This window comes from Phyllobacterium sp. T2-21 (assembly GCF_055378485.1).
The window spans coordinates 2,962,021-2,984,288 of record NZ_AP027912.1 but is presented as its reverse complement, the minus strand read 5'-3'; the positions used below and the strand labels follow the sequence as shown (position 1 = coordinate 2,984,288).

25 protein-coding genes are annotated in these 22,268 nt (G+C 60.2%); 10 read left to right on the top strand and 15 right to left on the bottom strand.

The annotated features are described in order from the left end of the window. Positions 1-33: 33 nt before the first annotated feature. Positions 34-1,053, top strand: a complete 1,020-nt coding sequence (gene cobT, locus ACZ5FP_RS14985) for a nicotinate-nucleotide--dimethylbenzimidazole phosphoribosyltransferase (protein WP_464663289.1) — start codon at positions 34-36, stop codon at positions 1,051-1,053. A 27-nt stretch (positions 1,054-1,080) separates the two neighbouring features. Here the strand turns inward: cobT and ACZ5FP_RS14980 are convergent, their stop codons facing one another. Next, a complete protein-coding gene (locus ACZ5FP_RS14980; protein WP_464661077.1) occupies positions 1,081-1,518 on the bottom strand; it encodes a MarR family winged helix-turn-helix transcriptional regulator in 438 nt (145 codons plus the stop codon). A gap of 96 nt (positions 1,519-1,614) precedes the next feature. Between ACZ5FP_RS14980 and ACZ5FP_RS14975 the strand changes: the two genes are divergently transcribed. Beyond that, the gene (locus ACZ5FP_RS14975; RefSeq protein WP_464661076.1) at positions 1,615-1,968 is read left to right on the top strand and encodes a hypothetical protein; all 354 of its coding nucleotides are present in this window, start codon (positions 1,615-1,617) and stop codon (positions 1,966-1,968) included. Between the two features lie 54 nt (positions 1,969-2,022). Here ACZ5FP_RS14975 and ACZ5FP_RS14970 read toward each other — a convergent pair whose 3' ends face one another. Together ACZ5FP_RS14970 and ACZ5FP_RS14965 are read right to left on the bottom strand one after the other, a co-directional pair. After that, on the bottom strand, positions 2,023-2,469 hold the full coding sequence (locus ACZ5FP_RS14970; RefSeq protein WP_223612889.1) for a DoxX family protein: 447 nt from the start codon (positions 2,467-2,469) through the stop codon (positions 2,023-2,025). A gap of 90 nt (positions 2,470-2,559) precedes the next feature. Beyond that, complete coding sequence (locus tag ACZ5FP_RS14965; RefSeq protein ID WP_464661073.1) at positions 2,560-4,083, bottom strand: sensor histidine kinase; 1,524 nt, start codon at positions 4,081-4,083, stop codon at positions 2,560-2,562. Positions 4,084-4,217: 134 nt separating this feature from the next. Between ACZ5FP_RS14965 and ACZ5FP_RS14960 the strand changes: the two genes are divergently transcribed. The 4 genes from ACZ5FP_RS14960 (at position 4,218) to ACZ5FP_RS14945 (ending at position 6,697) form a co-directional block, all read left to right on the top strand. Continuing rightward, the gene (locus tag ACZ5FP_RS14960; RefSeq protein ID WP_464661072.1) at positions 4,218-4,868 is read left to right on the top strand and encodes a thermonuclease family protein; all 651 of its coding nucleotides are present in this window, start codon (positions 4,218-4,220) and stop codon (positions 4,866-4,868) included. Further along, positions 4,865-5,476, top strand: coding sequence for a glutathione S-transferase family protein (locus ACZ5FP_RS14955; protein WP_464661070.1), 612 nt, complete (start codon positions 4,865-4,867; stop codon positions 5,474-5,476). Before ACZ5FP_RS14960 ends, ACZ5FP_RS14955 begins: the two co-directional genes overlap by 4 nt. A 10-nt stretch (positions 5,477-5,486) precedes the next feature. Beyond that, positions 5,487-6,107: a uracil-DNA glycosylase family protein gene (locus ACZ5FP_RS14950; RefSeq protein ID WP_464661068.1), complete on the top strand. Its 621-nt coding sequence runs from the start codon at positions 5,487-5,489 to the stop codon at positions 6,105-6,107. 110 nt (positions 6,108-6,217) lie between these two features. After that, entirely contained in the window at positions 6,218-6,697 is a 480-nt protein-coding gene (locus ACZ5FP_RS14945; RefSeq protein ID WP_105732368.1) for an Lrp/AsnC family transcriptional regulator, read from the top strand. A gap of 31 nt (positions 6,698-6,728) precedes the next feature. Here the strand turns inward: ACZ5FP_RS14945 and ACZ5FP_RS14940 are convergent, their stop codons facing one another. Continuing rightward, the gene (locus tag ACZ5FP_RS14940) at positions 6,729-7,358 is read right to left on the bottom strand and encodes a TetR/AcrR family transcriptional regulator (RefSeq protein ID WP_464661066.1); all 630 of its coding nucleotides are present in this window, start codon (positions 7,356-7,358) and stop codon (positions 6,729-6,731) included. A 131-nt stretch (positions 7,359-7,489) separates the two neighbouring features. Here ACZ5FP_RS14940 and gap point away from each other — a divergent pair, with 131 nt between their 5' ends. Next, the gene (gene gap, locus ACZ5FP_RS14935; protein ID WP_464661064.1) at positions 7,490-8,497 is read left to right on the top strand and encodes a type I glyceraldehyde-3-phosphate dehydrogenase; all 1,008 of its coding nucleotides are present in this window, start codon (positions 7,490-7,492) and stop codon (positions 8,495-8,497) included. Between the two features lie 49 nt (positions 8,498-8,546). Here gap and ACZ5FP_RS14930 read toward each other — a convergent pair whose 3' ends face one another. Then, positions 8,547-9,416, bottom strand: coding sequence for an NAD(P)-dependent oxidoreductase (locus ACZ5FP_RS14930; RefSeq protein WP_464661062.1), 870 nt, complete (start codon positions 9,414-9,416; stop codon positions 8,547-8,549). Positions 9,417-9,477: 61 nt separating this feature from the next. Here ACZ5FP_RS14930 and ACZ5FP_RS14925 point away from each other — a divergent pair, with 61 nt between their 5' ends. Then, the gene (locus tag ACZ5FP_RS14925; RefSeq protein WP_464661060.1) at positions 9,478-11,934 is read left to right on the top strand and encodes a penicillin acylase family protein; all 2,457 of its coding nucleotides are present in this window, start codon (positions 9,478-9,480) and stop codon (positions 11,932-11,934) included. 5 nt (positions 11,935-11,939) lie between these two features. Here the strand turns inward: ACZ5FP_RS14925 and ACZ5FP_RS14920 are convergent, their stop codons facing one another. From ACZ5FP_RS14920 to moaA, 8 genes are all read right to left on the bottom strand, one after another. Then, the gene (locus tag ACZ5FP_RS14920; protein ID WP_464663288.1) at positions 11,940-12,560 is read right to left on the bottom strand and encodes a glutathione S-transferase family protein; all 621 of its coding nucleotides are present in this window, start codon (positions 12,558-12,560) and stop codon (positions 11,940-11,942) included. 26 nt (positions 12,561-12,586) lie between these two features. Further along, positions 12,587-13,423 carry an ABC transporter permease gene (locus ACZ5FP_RS14915; RefSeq protein ID WP_346305437.1) on the bottom strand — a complete coding sequence of 279 codons (837 nt, stop codon included), beginning with the start codon at positions 13,421-13,423 and terminating at the stop codon, positions 12,587-12,589. After that, entirely contained in the window at positions 13,420-14,130 is a 711-nt protein-coding gene (locus ACZ5FP_RS14910) for an ABC transporter permease (protein WP_346305436.1), read from the bottom strand. Before ACZ5FP_RS14910 ends, ACZ5FP_RS14915 begins: the two co-directional genes overlap by 4 nt. Positions 14,131-14,286: 156 nt before the next feature. After that, positions 14,287-15,078 (bottom strand): ABC transporter substrate-binding protein, encoded by a 792-nt coding sequence (locus tag ACZ5FP_RS14905; RefSeq protein WP_223612901.1) that lies wholly within the window; start codon positions 15,076-15,078, stop codon positions 14,287-14,289. Positions 15,079-15,311: 233 nt separating this feature from the next. After that, positions 15,312-15,821, bottom strand: a complete 510-nt coding sequence (gene mobB, locus ACZ5FP_RS14900; RefSeq protein ID WP_223612902.1) for a molybdopterin-guanine dinucleotide biosynthesis protein B — start codon at positions 15,819-15,821, stop codon at positions 15,312-15,314. Beyond that, a complete protein-coding gene (gene mobA / locus ACZ5FP_RS14895) occupies positions 15,818-16,465 on the bottom strand; it encodes a molybdenum cofactor guanylyltransferase MobA (protein WP_464661057.1) in 648 nt (215 codons plus the stop codon). The genes mobB and mobA overlap by 4 nt, the downstream gene beginning before the upstream one ends. A 3-nt stretch (positions 16,466-16,468) precedes the next feature. Beyond that, complete coding sequence (locus ACZ5FP_RS14890) at positions 16,469-17,398, bottom strand: DMT family transporter (RefSeq protein WP_464661056.1); 930 nt, start codon at positions 17,396-17,398, stop codon at positions 16,469-16,471. A 91-nt stretch (positions 17,399-17,489) separates the two neighbouring features. Further along, positions 17,490-18,479, bottom strand: coding sequence for a GTP 3',8-cyclase MoaA (gene moaA / locus ACZ5FP_RS14885; protein ID WP_464663286.1), 990 nt, complete (start codon positions 18,477-18,479; stop codon positions 17,490-17,492). 182 nt (positions 18,480-18,661) lie between these two features. On the opposite strand from moaA, the gene ACZ5FP_RS14880 reads away from it, so the two are divergent. Beyond that, complete coding sequence (locus ACZ5FP_RS14880) at positions 18,662-19,042, top strand: gamma-butyrobetaine hydroxylase family protein (protein ID WP_464661054.1); 381 nt, start codon at positions 18,662-18,664, stop codon at positions 19,040-19,042. Between the two features lie 276 nt (positions 19,043-19,318). On the opposite strand, the gene ACZ5FP_RS14875 is transcribed toward ACZ5FP_RS14880, so the two are convergent. Further along, on the bottom strand, positions 19,319-19,552 hold the full coding sequence (locus tag ACZ5FP_RS14875; RefSeq protein WP_464661052.1) for a hypothetical protein: 234 nt from the start codon (positions 19,550-19,552) through the stop codon (positions 19,319-19,321). Between ACZ5FP_RS14875 and ACZ5FP_RS14870 the strand changes: the two genes are divergently transcribed. After that, a complete protein-coding gene (locus ACZ5FP_RS14870; protein ID WP_464661050.1) occupies positions 19,533-21,407 on the top strand; it encodes a L,D-transpeptidase family protein in 1,875 nt (624 codons plus the stop codon). The two genes, ACZ5FP_RS14875 and ACZ5FP_RS14870, sit on opposite strands and share 20 nt — an antisense overlap. 172 nt (positions 21,408-21,579) lie before the next feature. Here ACZ5FP_RS14870 and ACZ5FP_RS14865 read toward each other — a convergent pair whose 3' ends face one another. Next, the gene (locus tag ACZ5FP_RS14865) at positions 21,580-21,906 is read right to left on the bottom strand and encodes a hypothetical protein (RefSeq protein WP_464661048.1); all 327 of its coding nucleotides are present in this window, start codon (positions 21,904-21,906) and stop codon (positions 21,580-21,582) included. Between the last annotated feature and the right edge of the window lie 362 nt (positions 21,907-22,268).

Here is a 22,268-nt window from a genome sequence, read left to right as displayed (position 1 = left end):
GATAATTTGCCATGAAGACTTGGTTCAAGGAACATCATGACCACTGGCCTGCCATTTGACGATTTCCGCACTCTCATCGAAACCCTGCCCGGACCGGACGAGGCCGCTGTCGCCGCCGTGCGCAAGCGCGATTCGACGCTGACGAAGCCGCCGGGCGCGCTCGGCCGCATGGAAGAAATCGTCGAGTGGCTGGCCGCCTGGACAGGCCGTTCGCGTCCGCAGGTGACACGGCCGCTGGTCGCGGTTTTCGCCGGCAATCATGGCGTCACCGCCAAGGGTGTTTCGCCCTATCCGTCATCGGTGACGGCGCAGATGGTGGAAAATTTCGCGGCGGGCGGCGCCGCGATCAACCAGATCTGCATCGCCAATGATCTCGGCCTGAAAATCTTCGATCTGGCGCTGGAATATCCCACCGCCGATATCACCGAAGAAGCGGCCATGGACGAAAAGACCTGCGCCGCCACCATGGCTTTCGGCATGGAATCCATCGCGGGTGGTACGGATCTTCTGTGCATCGGCGAGATGGGTATCGGCAACACCACCATTGCGGCGGCGATTTTCCATGCCCTCTATGGCGGAACGGCGGAGGAATGGGTCGGACCCGGCACGGGCGCGACCAGTGACGGCATGAAGCGCAAGGCCGATGCGGTGCGCACCGCTGTGGCGCTGCATGGCTCACACCTGAAGGATCCGCTGGAAGTATTGCGCCGTCTGGGCGGGCGCGAGATCGCGGCGATGGCGGGCGCCGTCCTGGCGACGCGCGTTGAACGAATCCCCGTCATCATCGACGGCTATGTCGCGACCTCTGCCGCCGCGATCCTGCATGCGGCGAACCCGGAAGCCATCGATCATTGCCTGTTCGGCCATGTCTCGGCGGAACCCGGCCACCGCAAGGTTCTGGAAAAGCTGGGCAAGAAGCCATTGCTCGACCTTGGCATGCGGCTGGGCGAGGGCACCGGCGCGGCGCTCGCCGCCGGTATCGTCAAGGCGGCGGCGCTCTGCCACAGCGGCATGGCGACATTCGACCAGGCAGGCGTCAGCAACCGGGACTAAGATTTTTGCGCCGCAGCCCCCGGCCAATCAGCCGGGGGCTGGATTGGCGTTGCCGGCCAGCCGCTCCAGCAAATCCCGCACCATGTCCAGCTCCGCTTCCGTAAAGCCGGAGCGCAATCGCGCGTCGTAGGCCATGGCGACACGCCGCAGGCGATGAAACATTGCGCGCCCGCCATCGGTCAGCTCGATCCGGTGGATACGCCGGTTGTCCGGTTCCCTTTTGCGCAGCAAAAGACCTGCCTCCTCCATGCCATTCAAGTGATGCGTCAGGGTCGGGCCCTGGATGCCGACCTCATCGGCCAGTTCCGATTGCATCCGGTGGCCGCCGCGCATCAGCGCCAGCAGGATAAGCCAGACCGATACGGAGCCGCCCTCGACGGCCAGAGCATCATCGAAGGCACGGCTGACAGCTTTGGCCGTGCGCGCGAGCAGCAATCCGATGGGTGGGTGTACGGGTTCCATCATATTACTTTGACATCGAACAGTTAGATATCTATGTATTATCCGATCATGTCGATCAAGATACCAATTCGCGTCAATACGCCAACAGGGAGGTTCATCATGCCAGTCTTTCTGATGATTTTGCTCGCCATTCACGTCTTGTCATCAATATTCTGGGCGGGATCGACGTTTACGCTTGCCCGGACGGGCGGTGCGGGAAGCCAGCAGTTCTTCCGGCCGCAAATGGGGGCGGCGACCGTGGCCTTTCTGAGCGGTGCCACGCTGATGGGGCTTTACCACGGCAGCTGGCTGTCGGGCTCCGAGACGGTTCTCGGGATCGGCATAATCACCGCCATCGCCGCAGCGGGGGTGCAGGGTGCGTTGCGGAAAAAACCGGAGATATCCCACCGCATCGCAGCGGGTCTGCTGGCGGTCACCGCCGTCTGCATGGTGATCGCTCGCTTTGCTGCCTGAGCGGGCAGGTGATACCGCCGGCACGCGGGGCGCGTGCCGGCGGTGCAATGCTGGCTAGAATTCCTTGCCGATTTTTGCGTCGACCGAATGATTGCTGGCGCCGCGGATGACAAAGAAGAACAGGATCGCCGCCCACAGGATGGATTTTTCCGAACCTGCCCAGCCCTGACCCTGCGCGATCCAGTGGAAATAGATCGTCACGGCCAGCACGATGGTGGTGGCAAAGGCTGCCGGGCGCGTCAGGAAACCGAGCGCCAGCAGGATGCCGCCGAAAAACTCCGTTGCCGCCAGCAGCGGCGACCAGAACACGCCGGGATAAAAGCCCAGGCCCTCGACCATTTCGACGGCGCCGAACGGGTTGGCGATCTTGCCCGAGCCGTGCACGACCAGTGCACCGCCGGCAATGACGCGCAGCAGCGTTTCCGAAAATTGTGCGAGGCCGGTGTAGATGCCGCCAAGGGCCGGAATGATCAGAGGACGGTTGTTTCCATTTGCGTTCATGAAGCTTCCCCATATGAACCTGTTGCAATGGGCCAGCAATGGCGGGGTGCCGCATAACGCGCAAATGACAATAAATTGAACCTGAGTATTCTAGGCAACTTTTTTGGCGGTGGCGGATTTCGGTGCGGAATCCATATTTTGCAGGACCCGCGCCCGCGGGAAAACCGCAAGCGCTTCCGTGCCTTCGCGCAATTTAGAGAAGAGGTGGAACTCGCCGTCATGCATGTGCACGAGGGCCTGCACGATGGGCAGACCAAGGCCTGTGCCCTGTTCGGCGTTCTTGATGGCGATGGAGCCCTGGCCGAAGGCGGACAGGACCACCGGGATTTCCTCCGGCGGGATGCCCGGGCCATTGTCGCGCACCGAGACATACTGCCCGCCGCCCGCCGTCCAGCCGACCTTGATGTCGATGCGGCCGTTCTGCGGAGTGAATTTCACCGCATTGGCCAAAAGGTTGAGGACGATCTGCCGTATGGAGCGCTCGTCGGCCTGCATCGGCCACATGCCGGTTTCGAACTGGGGCAGCAGCCGTATCCCCTTGTTGCGGGCCTTCAGATCCATCATGTGGATGCATTCTTCGGCGATGTCGGTCAGTAGCAGCGGCTCTTCGTTGATGGAGTAGCGCCCGGCTTCGATCCGGCTCAGATCGAGGATCTCGTTGATGAGGTTGAGCAGGTGGACGCCGGAGGCATGGATATCCCCGGCATATTCGCGATAGGTGCTGTTCTGTATCGGCCCGAGCACTTCCTTGGCCATGACTTCGGAAAAGCCGAGAATGGCGTTGAGCGGCGTGCGCAGTTCGTGGCTCATGGAGGCGAGAAAACGGGATTTGGCCAGATTGGCTTCCTCGGCGCGGCGGCGGCCTTCGTCGGACATGGCATTGGCCGTTTCCAGCTCGGCGATCAGGGCATCCTTCTCCGCCTGCAGGGCAAGGGAGACGGATACCGAACGGTTGAGCCGTGTCGCCACGAGATAGAAGAAGGCCAGCCCAGCAAACAGCATGATGACCATCGTCGCCTGTATCGGGCTCTGCAGATGGCTGGTGGCGAGGATCGTGTAGGTGATGACCGGCACGGTGAATGCCGCGAGGATGGCCGCGCGCAGGGCCGAACAGATGATGGCGGTAATCGCCATGGCCAGGATCAGGACAACCGCCTGAATGACCGGGAACAGGCTGATGCCGCAGGTGGCGCAGCTCAGAAAGGAAAAATACGCCCATCCCATGCTGGTGAGAAAATGGCCGCCGAGATAGATGATCTGCCAGTTCTTGACCTGTTCGTTGGTGATGCCGATTTTTTCCAGGCGGCGGGCGAGAAGGCCGAGCACCATGTAGAGGCCGATCGTGATGCCGGCCCAGACGACCATGTCCCGGCCAAATCCGGCGAGGACGCCGGCCACGGCGATCAGGGCGATGAACAGCGGCAGCATTGCCGCGTTGACGATCAGCGCGCGGGTGTGCATGAACAGCAGTTCGCGTTCGAAGTGCCTGATCCCGGCATGTTCCATCAGGCGGTCGCGGGCGCGGCGAACCACAACGGACAAATCCTTGTTGCGCGGCAGTTTTCGCCGGTCAACAATGTTTTTGTCTGCACTGATTGCGTCGAGTAATGCCATGCGCCCCGTTCCAGATCGCCGTTTTGTCTGCACTCCGGCAGCATTGCATCGCAAGCCTATTCATAAATGATTAAAAGACTTTCAAATCTGCCCAATCGGCGAGGAGAATCAACCGGCATGGATGGTAGGTCGCAATGAACGGGCGGTTTGGCCGTTATCGCCGGCGGTGGCAGCGTCCTGCGGCGGCGCCGCGTTCGCTCGCCAGGAAACTGGCCGACTATCTGCTCATGCTGGTGTTCTTCGCTCTGGTTGCGCTGCTTGCGGCGCGGTTGTCGGTGCCGCGCGAGGTGCGGGAGATAACGGGCAAGGCCTATGTCATCGATGGCGATACGGTGGTCGTGACGGGGCAGCATGTCCGCCTCAAGGGGATCGATGCGCCGGAACTCGCCCAGCGTTGCGGTGAAGGGCAGGGCGACTATGCCTGCGGGCAGGAGGCGCGGCAGACACTGGTCAGGCTGATCGGTGGCCGGCCGGTCCGCTGTGAAACGAGCGGGCGGGACAAGTACAAGCGCGATCTCGGTACCTGTTTTGCAGGCGATGCCGATCTCAACCGCGCCATGGTCGAGACCGGACAGGCCGTCGCCTATGGCGACTACCGCGACGCGGAAATGCAGGCGCGGACGGAACGAAAGGGGCTGTGGAAAAGTTCTTTCGACAGGCCGCAGGATTGGCGGAAGCTGCACCAGCAGGACGCTGAAACACCGCCGGAGGCGCGGAACCGGCTGGCCGATATCGTCAATGGCGTCTATGACTGGGTGCGTCAGAAACTGGGAGAGATCTGGTGAAACTATATGATGGAGGACGGGCGCCGAACCCGCGGCGCGTGCGCATATTTTTGGCGGAGAAGGGTGTCGAGGTGCCGCTCGTGCCTGTCGACATGGGGGCAATGGGGCATCGCTCGGCCGAAGTGACCGCGCTCAATCCCATGCAGCGCCTGCCCGTGCTTGAACTCAATGACGGAACTGTGATCACCGAGTCCGTGGCGATCTCCCGCTATTTCGAGGAAATCTACCCCGAACCAGCCCTGTTCGGCCGGGGTGCGGTTGGCAAGGCGCTGGTGGAAATGTGGCAGCGGCGGGTCGAACTGCACCTGTTTGCATGTGTGGCTGCTGCCTTCCGCCATATCCACCCGGCGATGGTTGAATGGGAGGTGCCGCAAATTCCCGCATGGGGCGAGGCAAACAAGCCAAAGGCCGTGGCATTCCTGGATATTCTCGACACGCAGCTTGCAACCAACGCCTTCATCGCGGGCGACGACTATTCCATCGCCGATATTACCGGGCTTGTGGCCATCGACTTCTTCAAGCCTGCTCGGATCGAGATGCCCGGCCATGTCACGCATGTGAAGCGCTGGTACGACGCCGTCGCAAGCCGGCCGAGTGCCAAGGCATGAGGCGCTGACCATGCCAGCCCCGGCGCTTGACGTCCTGGCCGCGCAGATCAAGGCATGCCGCCTGTGCCGGGATGCGCCACATTATCTGCCGCCTTTGCCGCATGAGCCCAATCCGGTCTGCGTGCTGTCGCAGACCGCGCGCATCGTCATCTGCGGGCAGGCGCCCGGCATCCGCGTTCACAACAGCGGCCTGCCGTTCAACGACCCGTCTGGCGACCGGCTGCGCGACTGGCTCGGGGTTGATCGCACTGCATTTTACGATCCGGACAAATTTGCAATCGTGCCGATGGGATTCTGTTTCCCCGGCTATGATGAGCATGGCGGCGATCTGCCGCCGCGCAGGGAGTGCCGTCACATCTGGCACGACCAGGTTTTCGCCGCCATGCGCCAAGTCGAGCTTATCCTGACAATCGGCCAGTATGCGCAGGCCTACCATCTGGGAAAGCGCCGCCGTGCCAGCATGACCGATACGGTCGTTCACTGGCAGGATTATTTCGATGCGGCGTCCGGACCCTCGATTCTGCCCCTGCCGCACCCGTCCTGGCGCAACAGCGGCTGGCTGCGCCGGAATCCATGGTTCGAGCAGAACGTTCTCCCTGTGCTCCGGCAGAAGGTCAGGATTCTAATTTGACCGGTTTACGGATGAAATTTTTTTCAGATTTATAAAGTTTAGAATATTTTTCTTGTACGGTGGGGGAATTACGGACCATAAAGTATCCCATTCCAAAGGGACAAGAGATCATGGACAGACTCGACCGAAAAATTCTTCGCCTCCTGCAGGAGGATGCAACGCTTGCGGTGGCTGATGTCGCCAAGAAGGTAGGGTTGTCGACGACGCCGTGCTGGCGCCGTATCCAGAAACTGGAAGAGGATGGCGTGATCCAGCGCCGTGTTGCCATCCTTGATCCTGTCCGCGTCAATACGCGTGTCACGGTGTTCGTGTCGATCCGTACCGGGGCGCACAACAATGAATGGCTGAAGCGTTTTTCCGAAGTGGTGCAGGAATTTCCCGAAGTGGTCGAGTTCTACCGCATGAGCGGCGATGTCGATTATCTCCTGCGGGTCGTCGTGCCTGATATTGCCGCCTATGATGCCGTGTACAAACGCTTGATCGCCAAGATCGACATTCGCGACGTGTCCTCGGCCTTCGCCATGGAGCAGATCAAGTACACGACGGAGCTGCCGCTTGATTACATGAGCATCGAAAAGGAATCGGCCTGATCGCCTCGGGCGTTCAGACCCGCCATGGCGCCTACGGCGCGGTGGTCGCGCCTGCGGCCTTGAGGATCAGTGCAATACTATTGCGCGCGATGCGCTCAAGGTCAGTCCGGGCCGTACCGGCACGGGCGCGCTGCGCAAGGCTGTGCTGCAGGGCGGCAAGCATGTCGGCGACGGCATCGATGTCGGTCGCGGGCGGCAGTTGGGCGTCATCGCGCGCCGCCGCGATCCGGTCGCGGAAGCGCGCGTCCGTCCGTCCAAGAGCGGCAAACAGTTCGGCGCCGATCAATGGGTCGGCTGTCGCCTCGCCGGTGATGACGCTGAGCACGGGGCAACCGAGCGGGCGGTCGTCCCCTTCCGAATAGATGGCAACAATCATCAAAAAATAGTCATTCAGCGCCTTTGCCAGCGAGGGTTCTCCGAAGAGGGCGCGGTTCCAGCGCTCGGCACTGTCCTCGACGTAATGGGCGACGGCCTGCAGGTAGATCGCGCGCTTGTTGCCGAAGGCGGCATAAAGGCTCGGCCGTGCCATTTTCGTCGCCTCCGACAGGTGGTCGAGCGATGTGGCGGTGTAGCCGCGACGCCGGAATTCGAGGAGTGCGGCACCGAGCGCAGCCTTGGCATCGTATTGGCGCGGACGACCGCGGGTGGGTTGTTCTTTCATTTTTGTACCGTATCGCAATAAATTCGTTGCAAAAATTTTTATGCGAAGTAGTCTAAAATTCAGCGGCACGGAAAGCAATCCCTCTCGAAGAAGAGGCGCGCCATTTCTCCGCCTGGACAAAAGGACAATCGATGACTGACAAAATCCGTATCGGCATCAACGGGTTCGGCCGCATTGGCCGGACGGTTCTGCGGGCAGCGATGGCGCGCAACGACGTCGAGATCGTGGCGATCAACGACCTGCTTCCAACCGATCATCTCGCTTATCTCCTCAAATATGACAGCGTGCATGGCGGTTTCCGGGGCAGCGTCGGTGCCTCAGACAGCGCGCTCGATATCAATGACCGCAGGGTCAGGGCCTTCAGCGAACGGGAGCCGGGCGCAATCGGTTGGGGCGAGGCGGGTGTCGATGTGGTCATCGAGGCGACCGGCCGCTTCCTGACGCAGGCTGCCGCGGAAGGGCACCTTTCCGCCGGCGCCGGCAAGGTTCTGCTCTCGGCGCCGCCGGAGGACGACACGCCAGTCTTCGTCATGGGCGTCAACGCGGCCGGCTATGCCGGTCAGAGCATCGTCTCGAACGCCTCGTGCACGACCAATTGTGTCGCGCCGCTCGCCAAGGCGGTGAATGACGCTTTCGGCCTCGAAGAAGCACTGATGCTGACGGTTCACGCCACGACATCGAGCCAGAACACGGTCGACGGCGTGGCGCGCAGGGACTGGCGTTTCGGGCGCGGTATCCTCGAGAACATCATCCCGGCGACAACAGGTGCGGCGCGCATGGTCGGCAAGGTGGTGCCCGAATTGAATGGACGGATCAACGGCATGGCGGTGCGCGTGCCGGTATCTGATGTATCGATGATCGATCTCACATGCCGTCTCAGGGAAAACGTGTCCTACAAGGACATCTGCGCGATGATTCGCACGGAGGCGGCGAACGCGATGGCCGGAATTCTCGCCTATTGCGACGAACCCGTCGTCTCGACCGACATGCGCGGCAATCCGCATTCATCGATCTTCGACGCGCTCGCCGGCATGCAGATTGAAGGCGGGTTGACCAAGCTTGTTGCCTGGTACGACAACGAATGGGGCTATGCCTGCCGTTGCCTTGACCTGGCGGCGCACATTTCGCGCGCCCGGTAGGCTTTGCCGGGGAACCGGCCTGATCGTCTCAGGCCGGTGTCCCGGCGGGTTATTTCTCCAGACGTGCCAGCAGGGATGACGTATCCCAGCGGTTCCCGCCCATGGTCTGCACCTGCTTGTAGAACTGGTCGACCAACGCCGTGACGGGGAGTTGTGCGCCGTTGCGGTCGGCCTCGTCGAGGCAGATGCCAAGATCCTTGCGCATCCAGTCGACGGCAAAGCCGAAATCGTATTTTCCGGCGTTCATGGTCTTGTGGCGGTTTTCCATCTGCCACGAGCCTGCGGCGCCCTTGGAAATGACCTCGATGACCTTCTCGATATCAAGGCCAGCCTTCTTGCCGAAGTGAATGCCTTCGGCCAGCCCCTGCACAAGACCGGCAATGCAGATCTGGTTGATCATCTTGGTGAGTTGGCCCGCACCGGCGGGGCCCATGAGGCCGACCATTTTGGCAAAGGATTCGATGACCGGCTTTGCCCGGTCGAAGGCTTCCGATTCGCCGCCGACCATGACGGTCAGCACGCCGTTTTCGGCACCGGCCTGGCCGCCCGAGACCGGTGCATCGAGAAAATGGAAGCCGCGCTTGCGCGCTTCCGCATCGAGTTCACGTGCCACTTCCGCCGACGCGGTGGTGTGATCGACGAAAATCGCGCCCTTCTTCATCGTATGAAAAGCACCGTTTTCGCCGATGGTGACAGCCCGCAGATCATCATCATTTCCGACGCAGCAGAAGACAAAATCCTTATCCGCAGCGGCTTCTCCGGGGGTCGGTGCATGCTTGCCGTGAAACTCATCAGCCCACTTTTTTGCCTTTTCGCCATTGCGGTTGAAGACGGTGACGTCATGGCCCCCACGAGTCTTCAGGTGACCCGCCATCGGGTAACCCATTACACCAAGACCGATAAATGTGACTGTTGCCATTCCGTAATTTCCTCTGTCAGATAGGCTATGTGTTCGAAGGATTGCGGGAGAGGTTAGGACAATGCGGCGGATCATCAAAGGCCTATTGTGGATTGTTTTTTCCCTCATTCCGCTCGCTCTGATCGCAGGAGGCGCCGGTTACGTCTGGCTGGCCCGTTCGGTGGCCCCGGCCACCGGCGAGATGGTGCTGACGGACCTTGCGGCGCCCGTCACGGTGACGCGGGACAAGAACGCGGTGCCGCATATCGTCGGCAGCAATGTCGAGGATGTCCTAACCGCCCTCGGCTTTGTCCACGCGCAGGAACGCCTGTGGCAGATGGAGGTCACCCGCATGGCCGGGCAGGGGCGCCTGTCCGAAATGTTCGGCGACAAGACGGTTTCCACGGACCGGTTTCTGCGCTCGCTCGGTGTTTATGAATCCGCCGTCGCGTCCGCCGCTTCGCTCGATCCGGCGGACCGCAAGCGCATCGATGCCTATGTGCGCGGCATCAACGCCTTCATCAACAGCAAAGGACGCCCCTTCGCATCGAAATATTCGCCTGAATTTGTCGTCCTCGGCTACAAGCCGGACGAATGGACGGCGGCCGATGTGATCGTGACGCTGAAGATGATGTCCGTGACTTTGGCCGCCAATATCGATCAGGAAGTGCTGCGTCTCAAATTTGCCCGGCTGGGAATGACGGATGCGGAAATCACCGATCTCCTGCCGCCCGTGGCCGATGACACACCGCCGCCGCTGCCGGACCTGAAGCAGCTTTTGGGCTTGCCAAGCGGCCCGATCAGGACCGGCGCTTTGCAAGCCGAACAGCGGTTTGCAGCGCTCAATGCCGTCATGTCGACCGGCGCATCGAACAACTGGGTCGTGGGCGGGGCGAAAACCGAAACCGGCAAGCCCATCCTGGAGAACGATCCGCATCTCGGGCTGACGGCGCCTGCCGTCTGGTACCTGGCGCATCTGGAAGTGAAGAACGCCGATGGCAGCAGCAAGAATCTCGTCGGGGTGACGCTTCCGGGCGTGCCTTTGGTGCTGCTCGGGCGCAATGATCGCATTGCCTGGGGTTTCACCAATACCGGCTCCGACGTTCAGGATATTTTTGTCGAACGGATCAATCCGGCCAATCGGAATGAATATCAGACGCCAGAGGGCTTTGCGCCGTTTCGCAGGCAGCCTGTCACCATCAAGGTCAAGGGCGGCAGTGACGTGACCTTCGACCGGCTGGTCACGCGGCATGGGCCGGTGCTGCCTGCGGACTATCGTGGTCTTGATCATTATCTGCCCGGCAACACGGTTGCAGCGCTGGCATGGACCGCACTTGCCGATGATGACAGAACCATATCGGCTGGCCTGAAACTCTGGGATTTTGCCAGTGTGGCGGATTTCCAGAACGGGATGCGCGATTTCGTCACGCCCATGCAATCGATCGTGATTGCCGATGTCGACGGTAATATCGGGCTGATCGCACCGGGCAGGGTGCCGGTTCGCGATCCGGCCAACCGGATCATGGGACGTGCGCCATCGCCGGGCTGGGATGCAACCTACGATTGGAAGGGCACCATTCCCTATGAGGAACTGCCCCGCAGCTATAATCCACCGGAAAATGTCATCGGCACGGCCAACACCAAGATGGTGGATGCGGCCTATCCGCATTTCCTGACATTCGACTGGGACGAGACATGGCGGTTGGACCGGATCAAGGCGCTGATCTATGGCGCGGACCGGCAATCGATGGAGAGCAACCGCAAGACGCAGGGCGATGCCTATTCCAACGCCTATGCGGTGCTGGGGCCGGTGATGCTCAAGCTGATCGAAGGACGAAAAGACATCGATCAGGCCGCGTTCAAGCAGTTGAGCCAATGGGATTATGTGGAAGACCGCAACCGCATCGAGCCCTTGCTGTTCAATGCCTGGCTGCGCGCGGCCACCAAACGCATTGTCGAGGATGATCTCGGCGAGGCGTTCCCAACCTACTGGCAGGTCCGTGTGTCGGCGATGCTGCGCTGGCTCGGACCCAATCCGGCGCGCGACTGGTGTGATGACCGACGGACACCGGAGAAGGAAACCTGCGGCGACGTGCTTGCCCTGGCGCTGGCCGATGCCCTGAAGGATCTCGATGGCCGCCTCGGAGCGGACCGCTCGAAATGGAACTGGGGCGCGCTGCATTATGCCTATGGGGCGCACCGGCCGTTCGCGCAGGTCAGCCCGCTCGACCGCATCTTCAATGTGGATGTACCGGCCTCCGGCGGGGCTTTCACGCTCGACCGGGCCAAATCGCAGCTCACGGATGAAAGCAATCCGTACCGTGCCACGCATGGCAGCAGCTATCGCGGGTTGTTCGATCTCGCCGATCTTAACCGGTCGACCTATATCCAGACGACTGGCCAGTCCGGCAATGTGTTTTCAGCCAATTATCGCGATTTTGCGCAGAAATGGGCCGATACGCAGGGAATTACCATCCCGACGGACGAAAAGGCCTATCAGGACGGCTTGCTGGGGATCTGGCGGTTGAAGCCGCAGTAAGTCTGTCAGGTGAGCGGCGTCATCACGGCCTTCCGGTAGGCCGGGCGGCTCTTGAGGCGTTCATACCATGCGAGCAGATGCGGGTGGTCGGGGCGCTTGATCGGCATCTCGAACCACGCATAGGCAAAGCAGCCAAGCGGGATGTCGCCGACACCGAAGTCTGCACCGGAGAGATAGGGCTGGGAGGCCAGCGCCGCATCGGCAATGGCAAACATCGCGCTGCATTCTGCCAGACCCTTGTCCTTGGCGGCGTGATCCTGCTGGTCCGGTGCGAGGCGTACCGTGTTCCAGAACACGTCGCGGAAGGGGATGGCGATGCTTGACGTTGCCCAATCCATCCATTTTTCCGCGCTGGCTCGCGCCGCCACATCTTCGATATGCAAGGTCGACTTGCCGTATTTCGCCGCGAGATAGCGCACGATCGTGTTGCTCTCCCAGAGCGCGAAGCCGTCGTCTTCAATGGCGGGCACGCGGCTGTTGGGGTTGATGGCGCGATATTCCGGGCTGGCAACGATGCCATAGGCACCGCCGGCGGGAATATTTTCATAGGGAATGGACAGTTCTTCGGCCGCCCAAAGTGCCTTCTTGACATTGGTCGAGTTGCCGCGGCCCCAGATTTTCAGCATCATTTGTTTCTTTTCGGTCAGTTGAATCAGCGTATCAGATGCCGGGTGATGCGGCGTTCCATCCAGTCCCAGATGTGACGCAGTATTTCCACCAGCAGCAGATAGATGATAGCGGCCCAGAGATAGGCCTGGAAATCGAAAGTCCGTGAATAGGCGAGTTTGGTGTAGCCCATGAGATCGTAGACGGTGATCAGGGCGACGATGGCCGACCCCTTGATCATCAGGATGACCTCGTTGCCATAGGGGCGCAGGGCAACGATCAGCGCCTGCGGCAGGATGACCTTGCGGAATGTGACGAATTTGGAGATGCCGAGGGAGGCCGCGCCTTCCCATTGCCCGAGCGACACGCTCTGGATGGCACCCCGCAATATTTCCGCCTGATAGGCCGCCGTATTGAGCGCGAAGGCCAGGAAACCGCAATACCAGGCTTCACGGAAGAACCACCACAGCCCTATTGTTTCGAGGAAGCCGCGAAACTCGCTGACGCCGTAATACATCAGGAAGACCTGGGCAATCAGCGGCGTGCCGCGGAAGAAATAGACGTAGCCGTAGGCGATCGCCGCGCCGATCTTGTTCTTGGTCATTCGGCCATAGGCCACGGGGACCGACAGGATGGCCCCGAAAATAATGGAGCTGAATACCAGCGTCAGGGTGGTGACCAGGCCCTGCCAGTATTTCGGGCCATAGGTCTGGATGAGAACGATATCCCAGGCGGCATAGAGGTCGAGCAGGAGCCCGATGATCAGGGCGGCCCAGAATGCGACGAGCACATGGCCGATAATCCGCGTCCTGGTCCAACGTTTTGCCGGAGCGGGCGGACGGCTTATCGCGGCTGTGCGGGCATTGAGGAAGCTTTCGGTCATCGCCGCACTCCACTGGCTGTCGTGCGCCGTTCAATGGCATGGATCACGAAGGACGAGAGAATGGCGAGCACCAGATAGATCAGGCAGGCCGTACCGTAGAACAGAAAGGCATGTTTGGTGACGCGCGCCGCAACGCCGGTCTGGCGCAGGATATCCGCCAGTCCGATCGCGGACACCAGCGCCGTATCCTTGAGCAGGATCATCCACAGATTGGAAAGGCCGGGCAGGGCAACGCGGATCAGTTGCGGCAGGACCACTTTCCACATTGTCTGGCCGTAGGAGAGGCCGATGGCATAGCCGCCCTCATACTGGCCGCGCGGGATGGCGCGGAATGCGGAGAGAAAGACTTCGCTGGCGTAGGACGAAAACACGGCGCCCATGGCGAACATGCCGGCCAGAAACGAGTTGATTTCGATGGTTCCGGAAAAACCCAGCAGGACGCCGAGCTTCTGGATGCCGATCTGTGCGCCGAAATAGACGAGAAACAGGGTGAGCAGCTCGGGCAAGCCACGAAAGATCGTGGTGTACATATTGGCAGCAAGCCGGATGGACGGTTCTTCGGCCTGTTTGCCGAGAGCGACGAAAAATCCGATGAGCAGTCCGACGGGCAATGTCGCAAGTGCAAGAGTGACAGTCACAAGAATGCCGCTTGCTATGCTCAGGCCCCAGCCGCCTTCACCAAATCCCAATAACGCAATTGAGCCCATAGGCTTCTTTCATTCTTTTGCAGGCCATTCCCCAGTGCCCGATTTTTCGGGCCGGCCCGTCATTTTTGAATTTAAAGTTCAGGTTCGAATTTGGAGTTCAGAAAGGGATGGCGGAACAGATCCGCCATCCCCCTTGGTCAATTCACAAGGCTAAAATCAATTTTCGGCGCCATAAACGTCAAGCTTGAAGTACTTGTCGTTGATCTGCTTGTATTTGCCGTTCTTGCGGATCGCAGCGATGGCAGCGGAGAACTTGTCAGCAAGGGCCGTGTTGCCCTTCTTGACAGTGACGCCAGCGCCCGGACCGTGGATGACCGGATCCGGCGTGATGGTGCCGAGGAGCTTGCAGCACTTGCCGGCATCGCTGTCGAGCCACTGGCCCAAAACGACGGAGTCGTCCATGGCAGCGTCGATGCGGCCATTGGCCAGATCGAGCTTATATTCGTCGGCGGTCGGATACATCTTGATGTCGGCGCCGCTGTATTTGGCTTCGGCAAAGTTGGAGTGGCTGGTCGATGCCTGCACGCCCAGTGTCTTGCCCTTCAGGGATTCCGGCGTGACGTCCTTCAGCTTGGAATCCTTCGGTACGGCAATGCCCGGAGGCGTGTTGTAGTACTTCTTGGAGAAATCGACCTTCTTCAGGCGCTCATCCGTGATGGACATGGATGCGATGATGGCATCGAACTTGCCGGCCTGCAGGGCGGGAATCATGCCATCCCAATCCTGGGTGACGAAGGTGCACTGCGCCTTCATCTCTTCGCAAAGCGCCTTGCCGATATCGATGTCAAAGCCTTCCAGCTTGCCGTCCGGCGTCAGGTTGTTGAAGGGCGGGTAGGCTCCCTCTGAAGCGATGGTCAGCTTCAGGGCGTCCTCTGCATGGGCCGCTCCCATGGACAATGCAAAGGCAACGGCAGCAACGCCGAGTGCGAGACGCTTGGTGATACGCATTATTCAACCTCTCTTTTGTGGCCCGGCTGTTCCCCTGTTCTTTTGGACAGCCTTCCGGGCAAGGTCGCAGTTTTTTCACTGCTCCTGACCGGCGATATTCCCACTAGTTTTCTGATAAAAGCAACCGGGAATCTTTTACCGGTCGGCGATTCAGGACGGCAAAACCACATAATTGTTTGAGGATTATATTTTTCTTGCGCAGCGTCCGCGCGAAACGTCATTTCCTGACCCGCCTAGCGGGCAAGCCCCATCTCATGCTCGATAAAGTCGGCCAATCCTGTCGTGTTATCCAGGTCGAAGACGGGAATCTGCTCGTCCGTCACCGGAAAATCGCTGGCGATGGCGACGATGCCGGGATCATTTTGCGCCAGGCTCCCGCCGGGCCGTCCCTCCAGCCGCCGCGTCTCGATCTTCTTGTGGCCTTCGCGCTTGTAGCCCTCCACCAGAACGAGATCGCATGGGGCGAGCCGCGCGACAATCTCTTCGAGGGAAGGTTCAGCCTCATCCGCCAGTTCATGCATGAGCGCCCAGCGGCGGTCGGAAACAATGGCCACTTCTCCGGCGCCCGCTTTGCGGTGGCGGAAGGAATCCGTGCCTTCCTTGTCGATGTCGAAATCATGATGGGCGTGTTTGACGGTTGAAATCTTCCAGCCGCGCCGCGTCAGTTCCGTTACGAGCTTGACCGTCAGCGTTGTTTTGCCGGAGTTCTTCCAACCGGTGATGCCAAAGATGCGGTGGGTCATGACCATGTCTTCCAATCGCGTGATTCTGCGATCATCGACCGGGCCCGGCCGAGTTCGTCCGGGCGATTGATATTGAAGAACGGATCGAATGAATCGCCTGATTGCGCCGTCATCAGCGGAAAATCCACCGTGCGGTGCGCGTGGTCTTCGATCCAGGTACGGACCCGCCGGTTCTCCGGATTGCGCAGCCATTGCTTCAGGTCCTCCTTCATCGCAACCGGCCAGAGCCCGAACACCGGGTGCCATGTCCCATCGGAGACAGCGACGGCGATGTGATCCGGAGCATCGGCGATGGCCCCGCCAAGTCTGGAGGCGAGATCATGGGGAAAGAAGGGCGTGTCCGTGGCGACGGTCAGGATATGGGTGAAGGGAAGCGCGCTGCCTGCGGCCCATTCCATGCCGGCAACGATACCGGCGAGAGGGCCGGCGAATCCCGAGATGCTGTCGGCGACAACGGGCAGGTGCAGATCGGCAAGGGGCGCAGGATCGCCATTGCTGTTGATGGCCAGGGTTTCCAGCTGAAGCGACAGGCGCGCGACGATGAAATCGATCAGCCGCGCCGTGCCGAACGGCAACAGCGCCTTGTCGTGCCCGTCCATGCGGCTCGACCGGCCACCGGCCAGAATGATCCCTGCAATGCGCACCGCTTACACTCCATCGGGCGAAGAACCGGCCGCCACAGCCGTTGCGGCGGACAGCCTCCGTCCTACAATCCGCTCACGGTAAAGCGTATAGAGGCCGCTGCCAATAACGATCATCGCGCCGATGATCATGAGAAGATCGGGCAGGTCGCCGAAGAACAGGAAACCCAGGAGAATGGCCCAGACGAGGCTTGTGTAGCGGAACGGTGCGACGAAGGAAATTTCGCCCTCGCGCATGGCGAGAATGATGAAATGGTAGGCGACGATCACGCAGCAGGAGGCGAAGAACAGGAGGCCGGTGTTCAGCCAGGTCATCGGCGTCCAGCCGCCCAGCGGGCCGATCAGGCCGATGCCGGCCAGCGATACGCCCGCCGATGTCAGGGCGGATATCATCAGCACCGGGATGGTTTTGGGCACGCGCCGCGTGGCGAGATCGCGCATCGCGGCGAAGATCACGGTTACGGCGATCAGCAGGACGTAGGGACTGACGCCCTCGTAACCCGGGCGAACAATGATCAGGACACCGCAGAAGCCGACGGCGATGGCGATCCAGCGCCGCCATCCCACGGGTTCGCCGAGGAACATCGCCGCACCCAGCGTGACGGCCAGCGGCAGGGCCTGCAGAATGGCCGAGGTGAGGGCGAGGGGAACATGAACAAGCGCGATGAGAAAACTTACGGTTCCCACGACTTCGCCGACGGCGCGCAGGATGGTCATGCGGTGCAGGGCGTGGCGCAGCGGTATCAGCATGCCCTGCCGCCAGGCGAGCAGCAGGATGAGCGTGGTCGCCATCACGCCGCGCACCAGCATCACCTGACCCATGTTCATATGCGCGCCAACCAGTTTGACCGTCGCGTCATTGAAGGTGAAACTGGCCATGCCGATGGCCATGTACAGGCTGCCGCGAAGATTGGGCGTAAGCGCCAAGGCGTTCATCCGAATGAGAGCAGGCGATTCTCCCCCGGAATCGCTCCGTTTGATATATCAAGCGGCGAGGCTTCATGCATCCGGAATATTGGAAAATGCTCTAGCCGCCGGTCACGCTCATATGGCGCGAGACCGCAGGGCGGTTGTGGCGGCGATCGATGATGAAATCATGCCCCTTCGGCTTGCGGCCGATGGCTTCGTCGATGGCCTCGTTCAAGAGGTCATTGCCTTCCGAGGCGCGCAGCGGCGCGCGCAGGTCAGCGGCGTCTTCCTGTCCAAGGCACATATAGAGTGTGCCGGTGCAGGTCAGGCGAACGCGATTGCAGCTTTCGCAGAAATTGTGCGTCATCGGCGTGATGAAGCCGATGCGCCCGCCCGTTTCGCGAATATGCGCGTAACGTGCCGGGCCGCCGGTCTTGTAGGGAATGTCATCCAGCGTGAATTGCCGGGCAAGGTCGGCCCTGACCATGGATAGCGGCAGATACTGATCGGTCCGGTCCAGATCGATTTCGCCCATCGGCATGGTTTCGATCAGCGTCAGGTCCATGTCGCGGCCATGGGCCCAGCGGATCATCTCCGGGATTTCCAGGTCGTTGAACCCCTTGAGGGCAACGGCATTCAGCTTGACCCGGATACCGGCAGCCTGCGCCGCGTCGATGCCTTCCATCACCCGCGCCAGATCGCCCCAGCGGGTGATCGCGTGGAACTTTTCCGGATCGAGCGTATCGAGCGATACATTGATGCGTTTGACGCCGTGGTCGGCAAGCTCCGCCGCATGGCGGGCGAGCTGCGAGCCATTCGTGGTCAAGGTCAATTCTTCGAGAGCACCGCTGCGCAAATGGCGCGACAGCTCACCGATCAGATGCATGATGTTCTTGCGCACCAGCGGTTCGCCGCCGGTCAGCCGCAGTTTTTTGACGCCTTTTCCGATGAAGGCGGTGCACAGGCGGTCCAGTTCTTCCAGCGTCAGAAGGTCTTTCTTGGGCAGGAAGGTCATGTGCTCGGACATGCAGTAGGTGCAACGGAAGTCGCAGCGGTCGGTGACGGACACACGCAAATAGCTGATCGTCCTGCCGAAAGGATCAACCATCGGTGTTTGTACAGCCGTTTTCTCGAGCAATGCGACGTGGTCCAAGCAAACCTCCTTGAGAAGAGATAGGGTGGCGGCCCCGGCTTGTCCAGTCTCTATAGGATTCCGCATGCGGACGATTGTTCACTTGCGACCAAATGTCGGGGCGCATAGAGAAGAGTGCGCATAAAGGAGCATCTGCCATGACCACTGCCTGGCCCAAGGAATTGCGGGTAAGCAAGGATCGCCGTTCCCTGACGATCGCATTCGATACCGGCGAAACCTACATGTTGAGCGCGGAACTGCTGCGCGTGGCTTCGCCATCGGCGGAAGTGCAGGGGCATTCGCCGGAACAGCGTGTGACGGTTCCGGGCAAGATGAATGTCGAAATCGCCAAGATGGACCCCGTCGGCAACTATGCGGTGCGCATCACCTTCGATGACATGCACAATACCGGCCTTTTCAGCTGGGATTACCTGATCGACCTCGGCCGCAACCGCGACGAGCGCTGGCAGGCCTATCTCGATGAACTGGCGGCGAAAGGTTTGAGCCGCGAGCCCGTCGTGACCCGTCACCGCCACTGATCCCTGCTGCGGAGCAATAGTACCGCTATCCGCGCGGGCTTTCCCGTGAGAAATATTTTCTTCAGAAGACTATAACCTGCTTTGGCGGGCGTGCTCAAAGTACTTATCAATGCTATAATGAACAACAGTAAGGTTACTTGGAAATATTTGTGCGCCGAAGAACGCAATTCAAGTTTCGCGTCACTTGAGCTGTGACATTATTGCATGTTCTGCAAAAGAATTGATTGGGTCAGGGGCGCGATGCGCGAATCGTTGTGAAAGCTGCGGTGAATTGCGTTAAATGAGCCGATAGCCATCATCACGGTGCTCGAGCGGCGCGCGCGAATATAAATCGAAGGGGCGGGTTATTGTTAAAAGATTGTAAATAGGATGCGGCGAAACTGGCTGTGAATCACCTTTCGTGGCCTGCATCCGTTGCGGGCGTGACTGTACCATCTGGGCGAGCATTATGAATTCCAATTCGAAAAAGCATGCGATTTTTGTAGCTGCCATGTTGTCGGCCACAGCCATTTCCATGTCTCCGGCACTGGCCGCCGACAATTTGATGGATTTCCTGTTTGGCAGCCGCCGCGTCCAGGCACAGCCGGTCTATGCGCCGAAGCCTGAACTGCCGCGGCAGCAGCCCGTTGCCCGGGCAGCGCCGGTCAAGCGCGTGACGGTGACCGCGCCGAAGAATTACGATTACAAACCCGACGGGCTGGTGCGGGTGGATTTTTCCAAGATCGACCTGCAACTGACGGCATCGGCCAATCAGAACCGGGATGCCGCACCGCCGATTCCGCTGGAACAGTTCGGCCTGAAGTTCGAGCAGATCAGGGAAGCCCATATTCTGGCGGAAAAGGACATAGCGGACGCTATCGTTGCCTATTATGCCCTGAAGCAGCAGCCCATCTGGACGTCCTCCTATGATGTTTCGGCCAAGGCCAAGGCGGTCGCGGCGGTGTTCAACGCGGCGGGCGCCGACGGGCTTGATCCAAAGGATTATGCGGTCAAGCTGCCGAGCGATGATTACGACCGGGCCAACATCCCGGCGCGGCTGAAGGAACTGGCGGATTTCGAACTGACCATGTCGGCGCGGGCGCTGCGCTATGCGATGGACCAGGGTGACGGGCGCATCAATCCGAACCGGCTGAGCGGGTTCCACGATTTCGCCGTTGACCGGGTCAAGCCGCGTGCGGTGATCGAGCAGCTTGCGTCGACCAATGATGCCGCTGCGCTGCTCAAGAGTTTTGAGCCGCAGAACAAATGGTACGCGGAACTGAAGCAGAATCTGCATGAGCTTGGCGGGACCAGCGCCGAGCCAACGGTGCGTGTTGCGCCCGGCACCATGATCCGTCCCGGCGAGGAAAACCCGGAAATCCGCAACGTGGTCGCCTTGATCAAGGCGAAGGCGCCGAAGGATTTTCTCGCCAAGCATGAAGCCGTGCTGCAGGAACATGAGAATGCGACGGTTTACGACCCGAGCCTGGTCGAGGCGATCAAGGATTTCCAGACCAGCCAGGGCAAGAAGCCGGATGGCGTGATCGGGCGCGGCACCATCAGTTCGCTGCAGGGCGAGACCAACAGTTCCAAGCGCGACCGCATTCTCTATTCCATGGAGCGCCTGCGCTGGCTGCCGCACGATTTCGGCAAGCGCTACGTCTTCATCAACCAGCCCGCCTATCGCGCGCAGTATTTTGACGACAATGCGGAAAAGCTGGCGATGAACATCGTGGTCGGTTCGCCGACCAACCAGACCTACTTTTTCGACAACACGATCCAGACCGTGGTGTTCAACCCGTCCTGGGGCGTGCCGCGGTCGATCATTCTCAATGAGATGATGCCGAAAATTCTCAATAACCCCTCCTATCTCGAGAACAGCGGTTACGAGGTCTACGACAAGTCCGGCCGTGTGATTCCATCAAGTGCGGTGGACTGGGCGCAGGTGGCTTCGAGCGGCGGCGGTGTCGGCATCCGCCAGAAGCCAAGCCTCGACAATGCGCTGGGCGAGCTGAAGATCCTGTTCCCCAACAGCCATGACATCTACATGCACGATACGCCGGCAAAGTCCTACTTCAAGCGGGATATGCGGGCGCTCAGCCATGGCTGCATCCGTCTGGAACGTCCGCGCGACATGGCTGCGGCCGTGCTCGGCGTGCCGGTCGAGGAGCTGAACCAGTATTTCGGCAAGAACGAGCGCAGCGTCCGGGTCAAGGACCCGTTGCCGGTCTACGTCTCGTATTTCACCGCGTGGCCGGATGCCAGGACCGGCGCCATCCAGTATTTCGACGACGTCTATCAGCGCGATCTCTATATGGAAAAGGCCATCGTCAAGACGACGGCGGTGCGCCAGGCGGACGTTCCGCAGACGACGGCAAAGCTGTAGGCTACCGGTTTGCGGGTGGTGGTGCGTGGTTCGACAGGCTCACCATGAGGGAGGGTGAGGATTGCAGGCAGTTATACTCTGCAACCTTTGCGATTGGCATTGAAACCAAACCACGTCCCTCATGGTGAGCTTGTCGAACCACGCACCAAGCAGTTGATGAAGCGCTCCAAAATTATCGTTTTGCGGATGGCGGTTCGACCTGCGGGTGTTCAAAAGCATCGCGGTCGCCCTGATCGAGAAAAAGCAGCGACGGGTTATGTCCCGCCGGCTTGAGGTGGCTGACAACATGCAACCGGCTTTGTGCGTCGCGGTGGATGGAATAGACCAGCTCGCCGTCAAAACGTCTTTCCACCTTCCTGCTCTCGATGCGAAAGCGCAGCGTTAAGGCGACGAGCGCCAGCATGAAGGCCGGCGGGACGATCAGCCACAGAATTTTGAGCCAGTCGGATAGCGACTGGTACGTATCGAACAAATCCTGCCAGAAATTGTAATTGTCCATGTGCACTCCCTTGTCTCGCGAGGAAAGTGGTCACCCGAGGTTTGGCCTCTGGTGACCGGGGAGCTGATAACTCTCGAGGGAGAGCGCCTTCGCCTTTAGGGTTGCCCCCTGAACATACGCGAAGGCCTCCCCGACCATAAGACCGGGAAGTGCATTTTACGGCAGCACAACGCCGCCCTCGAGGGGTTATCAAGCCCCAAGACCGATCCGTTTCGACCGGTCTCATCGCGGACCATAGTGGGAAAGTGAAGCGGGCGGAAGGGGTTAGGGCGCGGGTTTGTACAATGAAGCCCGCAAAAGATCCGGTGCGTGGTTCGACAAGCTCACCATGAGGAAGGGTGAGGATTGCAGGCAGTTATACT